15 protein-coding genes are annotated in these 17414 nt (G+C 62.4%); 10 read left to right on the top strand and 5 right to left on the bottom strand.

The window, feature by feature from the left end:
• Position 1 precedes the first annotated feature (1 nt).
• From PCJ49_RS21820 to PCJ49_RS21810, 3 genes are all read right to left on the bottom strand, one after another.
• Positions 2-1009 carry a 2-oxoglutarate and iron-dependent oxygenase domain-containing protein gene (locus tag PCJ49_RS21820; protein WP_269912821.1) on the bottom strand — a complete coding sequence of 336 codons (1008 nt, stop codon included), beginning with the start codon at positions 1007-1009 and terminating at the stop codon, positions 2-4.
• Positions 1010-1279: 270 nt separating this feature from the next.
• Complete coding sequence (gene groL, locus PCJ49_RS21815) at positions 1280-2908, bottom strand: chaperonin GroEL (RefSeq protein WP_269912820.1); 1629 nt, start codon at positions 2906-2908, stop codon at positions 1280-1282.
• Between the two features lie 41 nt (positions 2909-2949).
• On the bottom strand, positions 2950-3240 hold the full coding sequence (locus tag PCJ49_RS21810; RefSeq protein WP_269912819.1) for a co-chaperone GroES: 291 nt from the start codon (positions 3238-3240) through the stop codon (positions 2950-2952).
• Between the two features lie 381 nt (positions 3241-3621).
• Between PCJ49_RS21810 and PCJ49_RS21805 the strand changes: the two genes are divergently transcribed.
• The 10 genes from PCJ49_RS21805 to PCJ49_RS21760 all read left to right on the top strand — a co-directional run bounded on the left by PCJ49_RS21805 (position 3622) and on the right by PCJ49_RS21760 (position 15641).
• The gene (locus PCJ49_RS21805) at positions 3622-5220 is read left to right on the top strand and encodes an FAD-dependent oxidoreductase (protein WP_269912818.1); all 1599 of its coding nucleotides are present in this window, start codon (positions 3622-3624) and stop codon (positions 5218-5220) included.
• 4 nt (positions 5221-5224) lie between these two features.
• Positions 5225-5731 carry a RidA family protein gene (locus PCJ49_RS21800; RefSeq protein WP_269912817.1) on the top strand — a complete coding sequence of 169 codons (507 nt, stop codon included), beginning with the start codon at positions 5225-5227 and terminating at the stop codon, positions 5729-5731.
• Positions 5732-5904: 173 nt separating this feature from the next.
• Positions 5905-8421 (top strand): TonB-dependent receptor, encoded by a 2517-nt coding sequence (locus PCJ49_RS21795; protein ID WP_269912816.1) that lies wholly within the window; start codon positions 5905-5907, stop codon positions 8419-8421.
• A 148-nt stretch (positions 8422-8569) separates the two neighbouring features.
• Positions 8570-10138: an FAD-binding protein gene (locus PCJ49_RS21790; RefSeq protein WP_269912815.1), complete on the top strand. Its 1569-nt coding sequence runs from the start codon at positions 8570-8572 to the stop codon at positions 10136-10138.
• Positions 10135-10482 (top strand): ferredoxin family protein, encoded by a 348-nt coding sequence (locus PCJ49_RS21785; RefSeq protein ID WP_269912814.1) that lies wholly within the window; start codon positions 10135-10137, stop codon positions 10480-10482. The genes PCJ49_RS21790 and PCJ49_RS21785 overlap by 4 nt, the downstream gene beginning before the upstream one ends.
• A gap of 165 nt (positions 10483-10647) precedes the next feature.
• On the top strand, positions 10648-11742 hold the full coding sequence (locus tag PCJ49_RS21780) for an LLM class flavin-dependent oxidoreductase (protein WP_269912813.1): 1095 nt from the start codon (positions 10648-10650) through the stop codon (positions 11740-11742).
• Between the two features lie 14 nt (positions 11743-11756).
• Positions 11757-12671 (top strand): TonB-dependent receptor plug domain-containing protein, encoded by a 915-nt coding sequence (locus PCJ49_RS21775; protein WP_269912812.1) that lies wholly within the window; start codon positions 11757-11759, stop codon positions 12669-12671.
• Positions 12668-13009 carry a hypothetical protein gene (locus PCJ49_RS21770; protein WP_269912811.1) on the top strand — a complete coding sequence of 114 codons (342 nt, stop codon included), beginning with the start codon at positions 12668-12670 and terminating at the stop codon, positions 13007-13009. The genes PCJ49_RS21775 and PCJ49_RS21770 overlap by 4 nt, the downstream gene beginning before the upstream one ends.
• Before the next feature lie 71 nt (positions 13010-13080).
• Positions 13081-14511: a TonB-dependent receptor gene (locus tag PCJ49_RS21765; protein ID WP_269912810.1), complete on the top strand. Its 1431-nt coding sequence runs from the start codon at positions 13081-13083 to the stop codon at positions 14509-14511.
• A 26-nt stretch (positions 14512-14537) separates the two neighbouring features.
• The gene (locus PCJ49_RS21760) at positions 14538-15641 is read left to right on the top strand and encodes an LLM class flavin-dependent oxidoreductase (protein ID WP_269912809.1); all 1104 of its coding nucleotides are present in this window, start codon (positions 14538-14540) and stop codon (positions 15639-15641) included.
• A gap of 77 nt (positions 15642-15718) precedes the next feature.
• Here PCJ49_RS21760 and PCJ49_RS21755 read toward each other — a convergent pair whose 3' ends face one another.
• Together PCJ49_RS21755 and PCJ49_RS21750 are read right to left on the bottom strand one after the other, a co-directional pair.
• Positions 15719-15883: a hypothetical protein gene (locus PCJ49_RS21755; protein ID WP_269912808.1), complete on the bottom strand. Its 165-nt coding sequence runs from the start codon at positions 15881-15883 to the stop codon at positions 15719-15721.
• A gap of 61 nt (positions 15884-15944) precedes the next feature.
• Entirely contained in the window at positions 15945-17153 is a 1209-nt protein-coding gene (locus PCJ49_RS21750) for a phospholipase D family protein (protein ID WP_269912807.1), read from the bottom strand.
• Positions 17154-17414 lie beyond the last annotated feature (261 nt).

Here is a 17414-nt window from a genome sequence, read left to right as displayed (position 1 = left end):
CTCAGGCCCCAGGGGCCAGCAGGTCGGCATGATGGCGCTGCGCCACATCGGGGTGGGAGCGCAGGCGCCCTTTCAGGTAATTGGCGCCGATCCCCCGGAATAACGGGTTCAGCGGATCGGCGCTGACACCGCGCGCCTCTGCCTTCAGGTGCGGTGGCAGGGGCAGCAGTGGCACTTCCGCATCCAGATCGGCGCCTAAGAAAAAGGCGATGGATATTCGGTCCTGCGCGCCTGCGGGGGAGGTGACGCGATGATTGGTGGCGCGGATATAGCCGTCGGTCGCCAGTTCCAACAGCTCCCCGCTATTGACGACAAAGGCACCGGGCAGCGGCGGGGCGGCAATCCAGCCGGTTTCCGTCTCCACCTCCAGCCCGCCCAGGTCCGGCTGATAGACCAGGGTCAGCAGCCCGCTATCCTTGTGCGGGCCCACGCCCTGGCGGTCCTGCCCTGCATCGCGTGCCGGATAGCGGATGATTTTCACATGCTGGCCGGGCCGGGCGGCAAAGATCGGATCCAGTGCATTGGCCGGCTGTTCCAGCGCCAGGGCGAAGGCGCGCAACAGCCGGGTGGCGACAATGGTGGCCGCCTGCTGCCAGGACAGCAGGGCCGGGCGCAGGCTGGGCAGGGCCGCCGGCCACTGGTTGGGGCCGGGCAGGCGGGTCCAGGGCGGGGCATCCTTGCTGACGGTCCGGGGCGGTCGCTCCGACCCGATATCCAACTGTTCACGCCAGTCGGGCCGCCCGCGTGTCAATTCCCCGCCGCTGCGTGTATAGCCCCGGAAATGCGGGGAATTGACCATGGCGATGGCGTCCTTTTCCGCCTGTGGCAGTCGGAAAAAGGCATGGGCCTGCTGGTAGGCATCTTCCAGCACCGCCGGTGCGATGCCATGGCCGATAACGTAATAGAAGCCCACATCCCGCACGGCATGACGCAGATCGGCCAGAAAGGCGGTCTGTTCAGCCGACCCTGCGGCCAGACGGCGGAGATCGAGAACCGGCAGCGTCGTCATCGGGTGTTCCTTCGAATTCGATTTCGGCAAGCACGGGTTCGCCCAAAGCCAACAACCCACCGGGGATGCGGATCAGGCATTCCCGGTGGGTTGACGACCAGCCCGGCGCTGAATTTCCGGGCCGCAGTCGCGTTGAAATGGGTGCTGGTCTGAAAATGTTTTGGCGGGTAAATCCGCTGCGGGCATTGGGGAACCCGCAGCGGATCCCACCCCCCCTGTCGCCCGGCCGGAAGCATCCCGGCAACAGGGGGCGTTTGGCGGAAGCCGGGATCAGAAATCCAGGTCGCCGCCCGGTGCGGCGGGGCCACTGGCCTTCTTTTCCGGCTTGTCGGTGATCAGGGCCTCGGTGGTGATCAGCAGCCCGGCGACAGACGCGGCATCCTGCAAGGCCACCCGTACAACCTTGGCCGGATCGATGATGCCGGCCTTCAGCAGGTCGGTGAATTCGCCCTTCTGCGCGTCATAGCCGTAATTGGTGTCAGTGCTTTCCAGTAGCTTGCCGGCCACCACCGAACCATCGGTGCCGGAATTCTCGGCAATCTGGCGCACGGGGGCCTGCAGGGCCTTGCGGATGATATCGATGCCGGCCTTTTCATCGGCGTTCAGCGGTTCCACCGCCCCCAGCGCGCGGATGGCATAAAGCAGGGCGACACCGCCGCCGGGCACAATGCCTTCTTCAATGGCGGCACGGGTGGCGTGAACAGCATCGTCCACCCGGTCCTTGCGTTCCTTCACCTCAATCTCGGTGGCACCGCCCACGCGGATGACGGCGATGCCGCCGGACAGTTTGGCCAGCCGTTCCTGCAGCTTCTCCCGGTCATAATCGCTGGTCGTCTCGGCGATCTGCGCCTTGATCTGGCTGATGCGGCCTTCGATATCGGCCTTGGCACCGGCACCATCAATGATGGTGGTGTCATCCTTGGTAATGCGCACCCGCCGGGCGGTGCCCAGTTGCGACAGGCCGACATTCTCCAGCTTGATGCCCAGATCCTCCGACACCACCTCCCCGGCGGTGACGATGGCGATATCTTCCAGAATGGCCTTGCGGCGGTCGCCAAAGCCCGGTGCCTTGACGGCGGCGATCTTCAAGCCGCCGCGCAGCTTGTTCACCACCAGCGTGGCCAGCGCCTCGCCCTCCACATCCTCCGCGATGATCAGCAGCGGGCGGGACGATTGCACCACCGCTTCCAGCAGCGGCAGGATCGGCTGCAGGCCCGACAGCTTCTTGTCGAAGATCAGGATATAGGGATTGTCCAGTTCGGCCACCAGCTTGTCGGCATTGGTGACGAAATAGGGGGAGAGATAGCCGCGGTCGAATTGCAGCCCTTCCACCACATCCAGTTCGGTTTCCAGGCTCTTGGCCTCTTCCACCGTGATCACGCCTTCATCGCCCACCTTGGCCACCGCCTTGGCGATGATTTCCCCGATGGCGCGTTCGCCATTGGCGGAAATGGTGGCGACCTGGGCCACCTCCTCATTGGTGGAAACCTTTTTCGACCGGGCCTGCACATCGGCCACCACGGCGGCCACAGCCCGGTCGATGCCACGGCGCAGATCGGTGGGGTTCAGCCCGGCGGCAACCGCCTTGGCCCCTTCACGCGCAATGGCCTGGGCCAGCACGGTGGCGGTGGTGGTGCCATCGCCGGCCAGATCGGCCGTCTTGGTGGCCACTTCCTTTACCAGCTGCGCGCCCAGATTTTCGAACTTGTCGGTCAGTTCAATCTCTTTGGCGACCGACACACCATCCTTGGTGATGCGCGGTGCGCCAAAGCTCTTTTCAATCACGACATTGCGGCCCTTCGGCCCCAGCGTCACCTTGACCGCATTGGCCAGAATATCGACCCCACGCAGCAGGCGTTCACGGGCATCGGTGGAGAATTTCACATCCTTGGCAGCCATGGCACAGGCTCCTTCGTCTCAAATGGTTTCGTATTGGGAAATCAGCCGGTATAGACGCCGATGAGGTCGCTTTCCTTCAGGACCAGCAATTCCTCGCCGTTGATCTTGATCTCGGTGCCCGACCATTTGCCGAACAGCACACGGTCGCCCACCGTCACATCCAGCGGCACCAGCCGGCCCTGATCGTCACGGGCACCGGGGCCGATGGCTACCACCTCGCCCTCCTGGGGCTTTTCCTTGGCGGTGTCGGGGATGATGATGCCGCCCTTGGTCTTCTCTTCCTGGGCCAGACGGCGCAGGACGACACGGTCATGCAGGGGACGGAAGGACATATCCTGATGCTCCTCAATTCCTCAAACCCAATGGCGCCCGCCACGCGGCACGCCGTTGATGTGGATTAGCATAAAACTACATTTCCTATTTACGCAATGGGGATTTTATCACAGAAATTATGTGTTATTATGTGTTGAATCGGCAGGATGGACGGATTTCCCATGTTTTTTATGGCGCCAAGCGTCTTATGAGTTTTTAAAATATATAAGTTGAATATTTTAAATATTTCAGAATATGGTGAATAATTAAGCACGAAAATTATGCAATTGATAAAAACTCAAGCATCAATTCATTGACCAGAACTCTGGAATCATTCTAGCGTTTCTATATCGCACTGCGGCATCGGGCCGATCAATCCTTTGTGCGGGCAATGGATCATCATGACAATGAAATTGACGCGGCGCGATCTGCTGCGCCGGGCTGCCGTCACCGGTGGTTATGGTGCCACCTATATGTTGATGCAGGGTTTGGGGATCATGGCGGCCCCCGCTGCCTATGCGGGGCCGCCCGATCTGCCGGCGGGGCTGGGCGGGGGGCGCCATGTCGCCGTGTTGGGGGCCGGCGTTGCCGGGCTGGTGGCGGCGCATGAGCTGGAAAAGGCCGGCTTCCGCGTCACCCTGCTGGAGGCGCGCCAGCGGCTGGGCGGTCGCACCTGGACCATCCGCGACGGCGACAGGATCGAGCATCTGGGCCATGAATCACAGGTGGCGCGCCTTTCCCCCGGCATCGGCTTCAATGCCGGCCCGGCCCGCATTCCCAGCCATCACGAGGCGCTGCTCTCCTATATCCGCGCCCTGAAGGTACCGCTGGAGGTGGAGGTGAACAGCAGCCGCAGCGCCTGGCACCTTTCCCCCACGGTCAATGGCGGCCAGCCGGTGCGCCAGCGCCAATTGGTCAATGATACGCGCGGCTGGCTGTCGGAATTGCTGGGCAAGGCGACGAAGCGCGGCGCCCTGGATGGGGAATTGACGGCAGAGGACAAGGAAAGGCTGCTGGCCTTCCTGCGCGCCTATGGCGATCTGGATGCCGATGGCGCCTTCAAGGGCACGGAACGGTCAGGCTATCTGCGCACCCCCGGTGCCGCCGACCAGACGGGGCAGGCCGTCGCCCCCTTGCCGTTGCGCGACCTGTTCAGCCCCGACACCCTGCCCAGCCTGCTGTTTGAGGATAATATCCTGATGCAGGCCACCATGTTCCAGCCCACCGGCGGCATGGATCGCATCACGGAGGCGTTGGGCGCCAGCCTGCGCCCTGGCACCATCCGGCGCGGGGCAGTGGTGACATCCATCCGCCGGGCGGGCGACGGGGTGGCCATTACCTGGCGGGACAATGGCACGGGAAAGGAGCAGCGGCTGCTGGTCGATCAGGCCATTGTCACCCTGCCACTGCCTATCCTGGCCCGCACCGACAATGATTTCCCGGCCCCGGTGAAGGCCGCCATCGCCGCTGCCACCTATGACCATGCCAACAAGGTGGCGTTTGAGGCCCCGCGCTTCTGGGAGGCGGAGCAGATTTATGGCGGCATCTCCTTCACCGGGGGGGAGAACAGCCTGATCTGGTATCCGTCCGACCATTTCAACGCGCCCACCGGGTTGCTGGTCGGTGCCTATAATGTCGGGGCCAATGCCGCCGCCTTCCAGGCGCTGCCGCTGGCCGAACAGGTGGCCCGCACCCGGGCGGCGGTGGCCCGGGTGCATCCCGGCAGCGCCCCCCATCTGCAGCGTGGGCTGGCCATCAACTGGCGGCTGATTCCCTTCAACGAGGGGCCGTGGCTGCATTGGGAGGTGGATGGCAATGACCCCGCCGCCTATGCCCTGCTGAACCAGCCCATCGGCCCCATCCATCTGGCCGGCGCGCATCTGAGCCAGCTTCCAAGCTGGCAGGAAGGGGCCGTGCTGTCGGCCCAGCGTGCCGTCACGGCCATTGCCCACCGGACCGCCGCCGGCGGTGCCGACATCAAAACCAGTCTGAAAGGTTGATCCCATGCGCGTTCCGCTTCGTCTGCTGGCCCTGCTGTGGCTGGGTCTTCCGCTCGCTGCCCCGGCCCAGGCCGGGGAGATTGTGCGCACCCCGATCCCCGGATCGGATTTCCCGATTGCCGCCGCCGTCACGGTGCCGCCGGGTGCGACCCTGACCTATCTGTCCGGTGCCTTGCCGGCGGTGGCCAAGCCCGACGCCCCGAAGGGCAGTGTGGAAACCTATGGCGATACAGAAGCCCAGACCCTTTCTGTCCTGTCCAAGCTGGAGGCCGGGTTGAAGGCCCAGGGGCTGGGCTTCGGTGATGTGGTGCAGGCCCATGTCTATCTGGTGGGCGATCCGGGCAAGGGTGGGGAGATTGATTTCGCCGGCCTGCAAAAGGCCTGGAGCCGCCATTTCGGCACCCCGGCCCAGCCCAACAAGCCCGCCCGCAGCACCGTGAAGGTGGCGGGCCTGGTGCTGCCCGGCGCCCTGGTGGAGATCGAGTTCCTCGCCGCCAAGGTACAAAAGTAGGGGCGTTTCCTCTTCGCCGGCATTTCCCGTCATCCCGACCTGAAGCCGGGATGACGGGTCAATAGAAGCCCCCCATCACCCGACCAGCTTTCATGCCGCAACCGGCGCCAACCTGCGCGCCGGAACGGCCCCCCTTGTGCCAAAGCCAACAAAATCAACAGGAAGAGAGCCAAATGTCACGTATTCGCACCGGCGCGCTTGCGCTGCTGACCCTACCCTTGCTGCCCGCCTTCCCCGTGCTGGCCCAGACCACTCAGGTGGCGGAAACGGCTGCGCTGGACGAAATCATCGTCACCGGCACCCGCCGGACCGACCGCACCATTGCCGAAAGCCTGGCCCCCATCGATGTCATCAGCGCCGACGCGCTGGCCGAAACCGGCAAGCCCGGCCTGAATGAGAAGCTGAACAGCCTGCTGCCCAGCTTCAACCTGCCGGCCCGCGTCGGTTCCGATGCCAGCCTGATCATCCGCCCGACCAACCTGCGCGGCCTGTCCGGAGACCAGACGCTGGTGCTGGTCAATGGCAAACGCTGGCACCCCTCCGCCGTGTTGAACATCCTGGGCTATACGACCTACGGCACGCCGGTCGATCTGGACCTGCTGCCGGAAGGGGCGATTGAGCGGATCGAGGTGCTGCGCGATGGTGCCTCGGCGCAATATGGTTCTGATGCCATTGCCGGGGTGATCAATTTCATCCCCAACCGCACCAAGACGGGTGGGCGTGTCACCCTGTCCGGCGGGCGATATTACAAGGGCGACGGCACCACCGGTCAGGTATCCGCCAATCTGGGTTTCAGCGATGATGAGGGCGGCTTCCTGTCGGTGGATGCGGAGGTGCGCTATCATGAACGTTCCAACCGGGCGCAGCAGAATCGCGGTCAGCTTTATCCGCTGCTGGATGCCAATAACAACCCGGTCAGCACCACGGTTGCCCGTTATGATGCGGCCCTGCTGCCGCCGGGTCTGAAATTTGATCCGCGTGAGGCCACCGCCGACCGCCGCTCCATCCTGAATTACGGCGACCCGCAATCCCGCTCGCAGAGCTTCCTTTACAATGGGGAGAAGCCGCTGGGCGAGACGGTGAAGGTTTACTCCTTCGGCAGCTATGCCCACCGCGAAGCGCGCGGCTGGTTCAATTTCCGCAGCCCCAACAGCGTCAACAATATTCCCGCCATCTATCCCAACGGTTTCACCCCCATCATCGAAATCATCTCCGACGATACGCAACTGGTGGCCGGCGCCAAGGGGGAGGGGCTGCTGGGTTTTGACTGGGACATCTCCACCGCCTATGGCCGCAACGAGGCGGCCTATTATGTCCGCAATTCCCTGAATGCCAGCCTGGGGCCGACCAGCCAGCGCGATTTCTATGATGGAAGGCTGATCTTTGATCAGGTGACCAACAATGCTGAACTGACCCGGGCCCTGGATACCGGCCTGTTCGCCAGCCCGCTGACCCTGACTCTGGGCGCGGAATATCGCTGGGAGAAATATGCGATCGAGGCCGGGGAGCTGAATTCCTACATCCTGGGCAGCTATCGCCCCACCAGTGGCCCCAATGCCGGGGCCCAGCCCAGTGGCGGCAGCCAGGTCTTCTCTGGCTTCCGCCCATCGGAGGCCGGGTCGCTGGACCGCGACAGCGTGTCGCTTTATGCCGATCTGGAAGGCGATATCACGAAGGAATGGCAGTTGGGCCTGGCCGGGCGGTGGGAGAAATATTCCGATTTCGGCGATACGCTGAACGGCAAATTGTCCAGCCGCTATGCGTTCAGTGACAAGCTGGCGCTGCGGGGCACGGTCAGCACCGGGTTCCGCGCGCCGGCCCTGGCCCAGTCGCTCTATGCCTCCTCCTCCACCATCTTCCGTTCCAATAATGGTGTGCTGTCACCGCTGGATATCAAGGCATTGCCGGTGGACAGCCCGGCGGCCCGCGCCCTGGGGGCGCAGCCGCTGGACCCGGAAAAATCCGTCAGCCTCAGCGCCGGGCTGGTGGTGACGCCGCTGGACAAGCTGAACATCACCATTGATGCCTATCAGGTGAAAATCGATGACCGCATCGTCTCCACTGGCACCCTGGCGGGCTCGGTGGTCAGCAATATCTTTGCCGCCAATGGCATCGACCCCACCATCGCCGGCGGCAGCTATTACACCAATGCGGTCGATACCCGCACACGCGGGCTGGATCTGGTGGCCGATTACCCGTTCGATCTGGGGAACGGGCAGACATTGCGCACCGGTGTTGCCTTCAACCTCAACCGGACCAAGGTCACCGGGTTGAAGGACACGCCGGCCGCCCTGAAGGCCGCCGGGCTGGTGCTGTTCGATCGGCAGAAGCAGAGCTATCTGACGGAGGCGACGCCGCGCAACAAGCTGATCCTGTCGGCCAATTACAAATGGGAAGGCTTCGGCGCCTCACTGCGGGTGACCCGTTTCGGGCGGGTCTGGCAGCGTGATGCCAGCAACCCGGCCCTGGATGATAGTGTCGATCCGCGTTGGATCACCGATCTCACCCTCTCCCAGCGGATCACCGATAATCTGTCACTGGAGTTGGGGGCGAACAATCTGTTCGACATCTATCCCGACCGGCGGCAGGCCGCCAATATCCCGGTCAACGGGTTCGGCGGCTATAACCAGCTTTCCCCCTGGGGGATCAGTGGTGGTTATTATTATTCCCGCCTGACCTACAGCTTCTGATCGGGGCAGGCACAGGTGATGCGGTGCTTGGGGAGCGCTGAAGCCAAGGATCAAGCGCCGCATCATTCAATCATTTCGAATATTTGATTTTTACGGCCCTGTATTTAGCCAACATTGTCAGTTGGATGATTGGGTCGGGACGGGCGGGATGGACGATATCACCCTGACGGCGGATGTGCTGGTGCTGGGCGGTGGCATGGCCGGGGCCTGGGCCGCCGCTGCCGCAGCACAGGCCGGTGCCCGCGTCGTGCTGGCTGATAAGGGCTATTGCGGGACCAGCGGGGTGACGGCAACCGCTGGTCCCGGCCATTGGTGGGTGCCGCCCGATCCGGAAAAACGGGCCACTGCCATTGCCGCGCGGGCTGAACGGGGGCAGGGTCTGGCCGATCCCGCCTGGATGGCGCGGGTGGTTGAGGAAACCTGGCAGACCCTTCCCACCCTTGCCCGCTATTATGCCTTTCCTCGTGACGAGAAGGGGGAGGTGCGATATAGGGCCTTGCGCGGGCCGGAATATATGCGGGCCTTGCGGCAGCAGATTGTCGATCTGGGGGTGGTGATCCTGGACCAGAGCCCCGCGCTGGAGTTGTTGCGCCATGGCGATGGCGCGATAGCCGGTGCCCGTGGCTGGCGCCGGCAGGAAGGGCGTTATTGGCAGGTACGGGCGGGGGGCACGGTGTTGGCCACCGGCGGCTGTGCTTTTCTCTCGGGCCTGCTGGGGGCGCACACCAACACGGGCGACGGGCTGTTGATGGCGGCGGAGGCGGGGGCCGATTTCAGTGGCATGGAATTTTCCACCTATCACACGGTTGCTCCGGCTTTTTCAAATATGACCCGATCCATGTCCTATGCCTTTGCCCGCTATTTTGACGGGGCAGGGCGCGAACTGGATATCAATCCGATGGAGTCCACACGCCCCCTGGCCTTGGCGCTGATGCAGGGGCCCGTCACATGCTGCCTGGACCGGATGCCCCAGCATTTCCGGGATGAACTGCACCTGATCTCCCCGAACGTCATGTTGCCCTTTGTACGCAAAGGGATCGATCCCTACCGGCAGCGTTTCCCCATCACCCTTCATGGAGAAGGAACAATCCGGGGTGTGGGTGGAGTACGGCTGACGGGGCCGGATTGTGCCACTGCCGTGCCCGGGCTTTTTGCTGCAGGTGATGCCGCCACCCGGGAAAATGTGGCCGGTGCCACATCCGGTGGCGGGGCCCAGAATTCGGCCTGGGCGCTTTCGTCGGGTCGTTGGGCGGGGCAGGCGGCCGCAGAACGGGCTCGCCGATCCGGTGTCCGGGTGGGGGAAAAGGTGGAGGCGCTGGGCCGCACCGGTCTGCGGCCTCGTACCCCCCACCGCGCACCCGACCGTGCCACCACCATTGCCGCTGTTCAGGGCGAAATGCTGCCCTATGACAAGATACTGTTTCGGCGCGGGGCTGTTCTGGATCGGTCGCTCGCCCTGTTGGATGGATTGTGGGATGAACTGGGTGGTCAGCCCGCCGAACCTGATCCCGCCCGCAGCCGGGAAGCCGCAGCCCTGGTAGCGGTGGCACGCTGGTGTAACCAGGCAGCCCTGGCCCGGCGGGAAAGCCGTGGCCTGCATGAAAGACAGGATTACCCGAACCCCCACCCGCAATATGCAAGCCGCTTGGCGGTTGGGGGCTTGGGGCGTCTTTGGGTGGGCTGGCAACAGGACGGGCAAAGGGATATTCTCAAATGATCGAACTGCTGGTCATTGATCGCTGCACCGGCTGCAATGAATGTGTCCGTGTCTGTCCCACCAATGTGTTTCAGGCAGTATCAGCCGCCCCTCCCATCATTGCCCGGCAGGATGATTGCCAGACCTGTTTCATGTGCGAGCTTTATTGTCGTGCCGATGCCCTTTATGTCGGGCCTGATTTTTATCAGCAGGAACCGGTGACGGCTGATCAGGTGATCCAAGCCGGTCATCTCGGCCAGTTCCGCAGACATTCCGGTTGGCATGAATGGGAAGGGCATTATCATAACCGCCATTGGCGGATGGATGCCGTTTTCATGGAGGCAAGGAAAATCAAAAATCAATGATACCAGCGGCACGAAAGCTTGACCATATCTGCGCAGATTGATGAAATTTAACCACTCGATTGTTCTAAAATCATCAACAGTGCCGCATGCGGAAACCCATCCGTTTTGCACACCATGATGTGGCATGTTTGTTGCTTAATTCCCATCAAAAATATGGGGATTGTTATGCCGATAGAGTTTTTCTCGCGACTGCCCCTGCATGGGGAGACCCAGTACATTCCGGGTGACAACCGCAACCGTGGTGACTGGAACCGGTTACCAGCAGAAAGCACGGGGGCTGTTTCCAATTTCCGGATTGGGGATGACTTCACCTATATTGACTATCTGTCCCAGGTCGCGCGGGCGGCGGAACTGAACGGGTTCGCCGGTGCCTTGCTGGTGAACGCGCCGTTCGGGGACGAGCCGTGGATCATTTCTGCCATCCTGGCGCGGGAAACGAAGCGGCTGCGGTTCGTCGATGCTTTTCACCCGTTTCATTTCAGCCCCTGGCAGGCCACCCAGATGGCGGCCAGCTTCCAGCGTGCCAGCGGCGGTCGGCTGGTCTGGAACATCATCCAGGGCGGGTCGGATGCTGTGCAGCGGGCGCTGGGCGATCCGCTGGCCCATGATGACCGCTATGAGCGGGCCATCGAGTTCCTGGACGTGGTCAAGGGCTTCTGGGCGCAGGAAAGTTTCCAGTACCAAGGCAAATATTATCAGGCGAACGGGCTGGGTCTGCGCGGGCCGCTGCGGCGGTCGCCCCTTCCCATTATCTGCTCAGCCGGCACCTCGCCCGCAGCCAAACGGCTGGCGGCCCGGCATGCGAATTATTATCTGGTGCTGGCAGAGCGTCCGGACATCGTCGCCGGCCATATCGCCGATGTGAAGGCGCTGGCCCGTGAATATGGGCGGACAGATGAGATCCGTTTCGGCCTGTCCGTCGACGTCATCGTGCGGGAGACGGATGAGGAGGCATTCAAGGAGGCCAAGCGTTTCTTCGATGAAGGCGTGAAGGCCGGAATCGTGCAGGCCACGGCGCAACGATCCGAACAATTGTCGGATGCCAACAAGGCCCGGTACAAGCGGTACAACGAGAAGGAGGTGAACGGGTTCGCGGATCTGTTCATCGAGCCGCACCTGTGGGGTGGCTTCGGCTATGTCGGCATTCCGCCGGGCTTCGCCTTTGTCGGCTCCTATGATGCGGTGGAAGCGAAGATCCGCCAGTTTGCCGATCCCATCATGCCCCCCAGCGCAACCGCGGCACCAACCGTGCTGTGCTGACGCGGCCTCAGATATTGCATGCTGCCATTGACACCGGTATTGCGCGCGGTGCGCTGGACGCCGCCATCGATTATCTGCGCCATCATTCCCGTGCCTGGATCGAAGGTGGCGTCGACCATATCACCCAGGAACCGCATGTCATCAAGCAGATCGGGGAGTTCACGTCCGCCGTCTATGCTGCGGAAATCCTGCTGCGCAATGCGGCGGAAATCTATGACCGGGCGCTGGCTGAACCGGCCGATGAAGCCTTGACGACCGACGCCATCCTGGCCGTCGCCCATGCCCGCGTCGCTTCCGATCACGCCTCGTTGAAGGTCGGCGGGGGCCTGTTTGACCTGCTGGGGGCCAGCGCGGTGCAGGAAAAATTCAACCTGGACCGGTTCTGGCGTAATGCCCGCACCCACACCACGCATGATCCTATCCGCAGCACCGACGATTATGTGAAATATGCCCCCGGCATCACGCGCGGCGGCGGCCAGGGCAACAGCGCCGCCCCCACCCTGCGCGGGCTGGCGTCGGAAGTGTTCCAGAATGGTCAGCGCATTTATAAGGACGGCAATGACCATCCGTTGAACCTGAACGCGTTCGAGGGGGCGGATATTGTCGCCGGCCCGTCATCGGTGATCTTCGGCCCGTCGAATGCCACGGGCGGCTATGTCAATTATCTGACCAAGAAGCCCTATTTCGACAAGCAGCGCAGCTTCGTCAATACCGAGCTGGGCACCTGGGTGTCGGGCACGAAGGAAACCTATCCCGACTTCGCCATCACGGCCGACACGGGCGGGCCCATCGACGAGACGCTGGCCTATCGCATCAGTGTGAAGGGCAAGCGCGGCGGCACCTATTACGACAATGTCGAGAATAATTACGACAGCACCTATGCCGCCCTGTCCTGGAAGCCGCGTCCTGGAAGCCGCGGGAGCGGTTGACGGTCGACTGGAACGGCTCCTACGACAATTATTATGATTTCAACATCACCCGCGGCTGGAACCGGCCGACCCAGGAACTGGTCGATCATTTCGGCTCCTACTATGCCGGCCGGGCCACGCCGCTGATCCGGCTGACCGACGGGCGGATCATCTCCCCCGTCTTCACCTCCGCCAACCCCACGGCGGCACCGGTCGGGTATCAGCTGCGCACGCGCAATGCCCAGGCCCAGTATATTGCCGGCCCACCATCCTGGGCGCGCTGCCCAACAGCAGCGCCGGTGCGGCGGGCAGCATCGTCGGTTGGGTCTATGACCCGACCATTCCCGGCAACGGCCTGACCAAGATCGAGGGCTCGACCGGTTCCGGCCGGCCGGAGGACAAGAATACGGCCAAGCGGTATATCAGCCAGTTGCAGATCGGCTATGAACTGTCGGCCAACTGGGATTTCCTGTCCTCCACCTATTACCAGCGCTCCATCAACAATAATGACAGCGTCGGCTCCTTCATCTACCAGAACCGCAGCACCCTGTGGGATCAGCGGCTGGAAGCGCGCGGCAAGTATGATTTCAATCTGGGTGGACTGGCCGTCGACTGGCAGAGCAATACGGGCGGCGCCTATCGCAACCTGCGTTACCGGGCGCTCTCGGCCAATAACAATTTCAACTACAATCCCTATGACCTGACGCAGGACCCGTCGACCATCACGCCGGCGGCCTTATATGGGCTGAAGCAGGCCAACGAGGCGTCGGGATCTTGGATCGGGGCCGCCGGCGTGCCGCAGCCGTCGCCCTATTTCGGCTATCTGAACCTGCCGGTCATGGTGCCGGTCAATGACGGCTATTATTCGGAACTGGGCGGCTTTCCGCCGGCGGGCGCCGTCTACACCTCCAACGGCTATATCCGGCAGATCAGCGGCTTCACCCAGCAGAATTTCCGCTTCGCCGATGTGGTCGGCCTGAATCTGGGTGTCAATGTCTCCCGCATCACTGCCTATATCCACAATCCCGTCTTCCGCACAACGGCACAGGAATATAGAGACAAGGACAGCTACACGCTGCCCAGCTATCAGGCCAGCTTGTTCGTGAAGCCGGTGGCCGACACCACCTTCTACGCCACCTATGACCGGTCCAAGGCCGTCAATACCGGTGTCTTCGGCAATTTCCTGACCTGGGGTGCCGGCAACAAGCTGAACCCGCTGGCGTTCAAAAGCCTGTCGGAACTGTATGAGGGCGGCGTGAAATGGGACGCCATTCCCGGCAAGCTGTTCGCATCGGCCGATGGCTTTGTGCAGTATCGCGACCTGTCACCCGATACCAGCGGCAACATGGCGCGCGTCCGCATCAAAGGGATCGAGGCGGCGGTTCGCTATGAACATTCCGACAATCTGTCGGGTGGGCTGAATTTCACCAAGCTGAATGCCGTTAATACCTTCATCATCCCCGGCGGGTTCAGCCCGTTCGGCTTTGTGGCGGACAATGCCACCGTGTTCGGCGACAGCAACCGCCTGATCGGGCGCACGGGTGGGCGCTATGCCCTGCCGGGCGTGCCGAAATATTCGCTGAACGGCTTTGTCGATTACCATCTGGATAACGGTTTCGGCGGCGAACTGGCCGTCTGGTACACGGGCAAATTCTACACGAACCTGAGCCAGAGCGTGACCGTCCCCGACGGATACCAGGCCAACCTGACGCTTTATTACCGGCAGCCTTCCTATGATCTGTCGGTCCGCGTCATCAACCTGACCAACCAGCATAATTTCTTGAACGCGCTGACCGGGGGCGAATTCCTGCAGCCGCTGGCCCCGCGTTCGTTCCAGGCGACGTTCACCGTCCGCTTCTGATCCCGTCCGAGAAGAGGAACCCCATCATGGCGGTTAAGATCCTTTGGTACCTCACGGCCCCTGACGGCCCGTTTCCCTGGGAACCGCAGGGGCGGTGGAACACCGATTTCCGGCACATGCAGCAACTGGCCGTGACCATCGACCGGTTGGGCTATTATGGCGCGCTGCTGGGGACGGGCCTGGGGGACGAGGTGCTGACGGTGTCATCCGCCATGATCGGGGTGACCAAGCGCATGCGCTTTCTGGCCGCCATCCATCCGGGGCTGCTGTCGCCGGTGAAGCTGGCCCAGATCGCGCTGACCCAGGACCGGTTCTCCGGCGGGCGCATGGCCTATAATGTCGTGAATGGCAATGACACGGTGCTGCCCGTGTTCGGCGTCAATTACGAACATGACGAGCGCTATGATTTCAGCTTTGAATATTGGGACGCCTTTCAGCGTTTCTATAAGGGCCAGCGCGACGGCTATGCTGGCAAATATGTGAAGCTGGCCGCGGCCCCGCCTGAATATGGGCTGGGCCGGCGCGGGGTGCGGGAGGCGCCCCTGCGCGCCATCCAGCCCGACGGCGTGCCGCTGTGGGGCGCGGGCACGTCGTCTGCTGGCGTCGCCCATTCGGTGAAGCTGCTGGACACCTATCTCAGCTTCGCCGACACGCCGCCGAAGCTGGGCGACAAGTTCCGCCGCGTGGCGGCAGAGGCATCGAAGATCGACCGCACCCTGAATTACGGCACCCGCCTGCAGGTCATCGTGCGGGAGACGGAGGAGGAGGCCTGGGACTACGCGCAGCGGCTGCTCGACCATACCCATATCGACTATGCCCGCCAGTCGATCGAGATGCAGTTGCCGCGCGGTCAGACCCTGGAAAGTTATGTCAGCCCGGATCCCCGCGTGCAGCATAATCTGGACCTAGTGCGCCAGGGCAAGCTGCCGCGTGCCAAGGACCTGGAAATCTATCCCAATGTCTGGGTTGGCCCGTCGTTATTCGGCTTCAACATCGTGTCGCCGCATCCAAAAGAAAACCCCAGCAAGATCAATGTCTTGCTGGGGTTTTTGCTGTCCGGCGAATCGGTGCCTGAATTCTGTGTCCGGAAGGTGTCCGTATCAAAGGTGGTGGCCGGTGCCGCCGAATAGAGGACGATGCCCCTTGCGGCGGGGGGGGCGGGCCGGAACACCAGAACACCGGGAACACGTCCTGCAAGGCAGTGCCTTCACGCGAGCGGCTCGCCGGGATGCGGCGAGACGATGGTACGGGTGCTGCCGTCCTCGAATATGTACGTCCAGCGCCGCTCACCCTCGTCCTTCCACTCGGCAACGGCCTTGAAAACGTTGACGAAGATGAGGCGCTCGCCGATGTAGCCGCGGATCGTCGTCACCAGTCCAGTGCGCTCGTGTGTGTAGCGTTCCGGCTGGACTGGCGGATGGGACGGCCAAGGGTCATTCGTCACCGTCGTGAGACATGTAGACAAAGGCATCCAGCAGGGCGGCCCGCATCGTCCACATGAGCTTTTCTTCTGGATCTTCCGGTTCCGGCACATCGAACCAGGGCTGGTCGGCAACCCAGTTGAGGAGACGTTCATAATTCCTTGGCGTTCCAAGCGTCGTCTTCGGCAGGCCGCTGAGCGCGGCCAACCCCTTTATCGACTGGCTGTTCACCGACACGGCGGCATCCGGCCGCATCAGCGTGATTAGCCTCGTGGCGACGCCGTGGTTGAAGCGGTTGATATCGCTGATGGTGGCGAGCGCCTGCGCGGCGTCAGCTGGCAGGTTTTTCGATGTTTCCAGCGGCAGGATCGCATTCTGGATGATCGACCTTACCGTGTCGTCCTTTCTGAAGCTGCTCATGGCTTTCGCCGCGCCCTTCATGGAGCCAAGCAACCCATAGCCGGTCAGTCCTTCAGGGTCATTGTCGCCCATGATGATGGAGATTTCCTGTTCGGAAAATCTTTGCCAGTTCCGGCTTTTAACAACCATGTTTCCGGCGGCAATCGTGTCGGTGTAGCTTCTGACCTCTCCGAACACGGAGAAGTGCCATTCACGGTCGAGCCAGTAGGCGTCGCATGCCCTTAGCGCCGTGACGTAACCCGGCCAATCCCGCACCCGTCCATTCGCGAGAAGGTGGAACGGGTGATCGGACGGCGCCTTGACCGTCGGCGCCTGATGTCCCCAATCAGGCTCGGCCGGGTTCCACGACTCAATGTAATCCTCCATGTCCGACGACGTGTCGTCGGGCAAGGATTTCCATAGCGCGTCGAACCAAGATTTGGCGCTGCCGTCGTCGATGAACTCATGAACGGCCTCGTCATTCAGGCTAAAACCTCGCGCCGTCAGGTTTGCGCTGCCGATCCAGCAGATCGAGCGATCGCCGTTCACGAACCGATAGAACTTGGGGTGAAAGATTCCTCGCTCTCCCCTGGTGACTTTGAGGTGGCAGGACTCTGATAACTGACGCAACGCAGCCGGGTTCGTGACATTGCCCGAGATCCCGACGATGACGCGCGGCTTTTCCTTTGCCGTTCTGGCGAACTTCAGCACGTCGGTCAGGGCAGGCGACGGCTTTGCCCAGGCCACGGCGATGTCCAGGCTTTGAGCCAACGCCAGATGCCGCCGTAAGCGCGTCAGCAGATCACGTTTCCCGAGAATCATTCCATCACCTCCCAAAGCATCGTTTGAATTCGGCCAATCACCCCCTTCAGGTCAGCATCGATTTCCTTCAGTGGACGATGTGCGCCGGACGGTGACGTGGGTGACGGAGAGTACGGGGAGGTATTGGGGAATGGCAAGAATGTCTTACCGCTACAGGTAGTCAGCATAGCGGGCATGCCTCGCTGAAGGCGATCTTCCCTGGTTCCCAGACGCGCCTACGGCCGCCACGGCGCGCCACGTGAGCGGGCGAAATCGACCGTT

Origin of the sequence: Niveispirillum sp. BGYR6 (genome assembly GCF_027568365.1) — a bacterium.
GTDB lineage: Bacteria > Pseudomonadota > Alphaproteobacteria > Azospirillales > Azospirillaceae > Niveispirillum.
Note: the sequence above shows the minus strand (reverse complement) of the source record. Positions and strands in the feature narration are given on the sequence as shown.

What these genes read in the sequence shown, in the direction of transcription:
- PCJ49_RS21820 (WP_269912821.1), bottom strand. Translation starts at nt 1,009, where the DNA reads ATGACGACGCTGCCGGTTCTCGATCTCCGCCGTCTGGCCGCAGGGTCG.
- groL (WP_269912820.1), bottom strand. Translation starts at nt 2,908, where the DNA reads ATGGCTGCCAAGGATGTGAAATTCTCCACCGATGCCCGTGAACGCCTG.
- PCJ49_RS21810 (WP_269912819.1), bottom strand. Translation starts at nt 3,240, where the DNA reads ATGTCCTTCCGTCCCCTGCATGACCGTGTCGTCCTGCGCCGTCTGGCC.
- PCJ49_RS21805 (WP_269912818.1), top strand. Translation starts at nt 3,622, where the DNA reads ATGACAATGAAATTGACGCGGCGCGATCTGCTGCGCCGGGCTGCCGTC.
- PCJ49_RS21800 (WP_269912817.1), top strand. Translation starts at nt 5,225, where the DNA reads ATGCGCGTTCCGCTTCGTCTGCTGGCCCTGCTGTGGCTGGGTCTTCCG.
- PCJ49_RS21795 (WP_269912816.1), top strand. Translation starts at nt 5,905, where the DNA reads ATGTCACGTATTCGCACCGGCGCGCTTGCGCTGCTGACCCTACCCTTG.
- PCJ49_RS21790 (WP_269912815.1), top strand. Translation starts at nt 8,570, where the DNA reads ATGGACGATATCACCCTGACGGCGGATGTGCTGGTGCTGGGCGGTGGC.
- PCJ49_RS21785 (WP_269912814.1), top strand. Translation starts at nt 10,135, where the DNA reads ATGATCGAACTGCTGGTCATTGATCGCTGCACCGGCTGCAATGAATGT.
- PCJ49_RS21780 (WP_269912813.1), top strand. Translation starts at nt 10,648, where the DNA reads ATGCCGATAGAGTTTTTCTCGCGACTGCCCCTGCATGGGGAGACCCAG.
- PCJ49_RS21760 (WP_269912809.1), top strand. Translation starts at nt 14,538, where the DNA reads ATGGCGGTTAAGATCCTTTGGTACCTCACGGCCCCTGACGGCCCGTTT.
- PCJ49_RS21750 (WP_269912807.1), bottom strand. Translation starts at nt 17,153, where the DNA reads ATGATTCTCGGGAAACGTGATCTGCTGACGCGCTTACGGCGGCATCTG.